This is a genomic window from Bradyrhizobium sp. 154 (genome assembly GCF_023073875.1).
Taxonomy (GTDB): Bacteria; Pseudomonadota; Alphaproteobacteria; order Rhizobiales; family Xanthobacteraceae; genus Bradyrhizobium.
This window is the reverse complement of sequence record NZ_JADPKG010000126.1, coordinates 1-1,255: the sequence shown is the minus strand read 5'-3', so window position 1 is coordinate 1,255 and position 1,255 is coordinate 1. Positions and strand designations below refer to the sequence as shown.

2 protein-coding genes and 1 pseudogene are annotated in these 1,255 nt (G+C 55.5%); all 3 read right to left on the bottom strand.

From position 1 onward, the window contains the following. Positions 1-268, bottom strand: a pseudogene (locus IVA92_RS35545) (YncE family protein); the annotation flags it as partial. Between the two features lie 343 nt (positions 269-611). Continuing rightward, entirely contained in the window at positions 612-1,028 is a 417-nt protein-coding gene (locus IVA92_RS35540) for an ester cyclase (protein ID WP_247276190.1), read from the bottom strand. Continuing rightward, positions 1,028-1,255, bottom strand: a 228-nt coding sequence (locus IVA92_RS35535; RefSeq protein ID WP_247276189.1) for a hypothetical protein, incomplete at its 5' end; no start/stop codon positions are given. The genes IVA92_RS35535 and IVA92_RS35540, both read right to left, overlap by 1 nt.

Sequence of the window (1,255 nt, the reverse complement as noted above, 5' to 3'; positions counted from 1 at the left end):
GATTGGCCTGCAGGTCGACGACGTAAATCTTGTTGTCCAGCACCTGTTTCAGCGTGTCGCCCTCCTTGACGACGTCGACCGAGTCGGCGACCAGCGCCAGCGTTCCGCTGGGATCGATCGCAACGTTCACGGGCGGTCCGACCACTGAGTTCTTCAGCGGCAGGGCACCGACGATCTTGGGGGTTTCAGGCGAGGCGAGATCAACGATGAGAACCTGATCCTTACCGGGTGCAGAGCTTGCCGCCTTCGTCCCACAGAAGCTTCTCATCCAGGCCGACGATCATAAGGGGCTTGGCGCGCCCAGTGCTAAAGCTCGTACTAAGCGGCACGGTTATGGGACATCCTAGCGTTCTCCCCAGATTTCCGCCCGGTGTCTCGAGGGCTGGTGTTGGCAGCTTACGCTGCGAAACATTCGTTCGCTAGTGGCGTCTCGTCTGCTCGTGGCTGACAAGCGGACATGTTCGCCTAGTTTTATCGAAGCCCGCTGACCCGAACGGGACATTTCAATCGCGCGCATAATGGCCCCCAGAGCGAGCGGAATCACTTGAAAGATTGCGCGACCATGCCTTCGAAGTTCGGTCAACCCGGCGTCGCAGCAGCCGTCAGAAATATTAACGAGGCATCACACCGATTTGCTTCAAAAAGCCGATGACGTCCTTTTCTGCCCACTTTTCAGTGAGCTTCCCATTCGCGATGCGATGTATGGTTATAGAGGTCATCTTCAGGTCGTTACCTGTGCGCGGAGCTCCCGGCAGGTCACGTTCATGTTTGCCATAGGCAGTGAGGCGCGTGACCACCTTGTCTCCTTCTGCAATTTGATCCTCGATCTGGTGATAACCCGGGGTCGCTTCCCAGAATATTTTAAAGCCTTGCTTTAAGCCTTCACGTCCTTTCCCTAATCCTGGGAAGGGCGGAGGGCTGTGATCGATGTAGTTCTCAGCGACCAATTCATCCATAGCGTCGAGATTGCCCTTATCAATCTCTTCATAGAATTGCCGCACGAGACGTTTGTTTTCCTCGCTCGACATCAACGCCTCCATTTTCTGCCAGAGCACAAATCGGCTATGCGAACTGCGGCCGTGCGTCCAACCAATATAGCACAAAAGACGCCATTTGGCCGATGCTGTTGAAAAAGGCCGGCAGTATTTAGTTGTAATAGCTCCGTCGCGACTTGGCCGAACTGCTCAACCGCCTCTATGCGAGCCTCGGCCTGGGCATCGGGATCAGCTTGGCCATCTTTCGAAGGTTTTGGGCG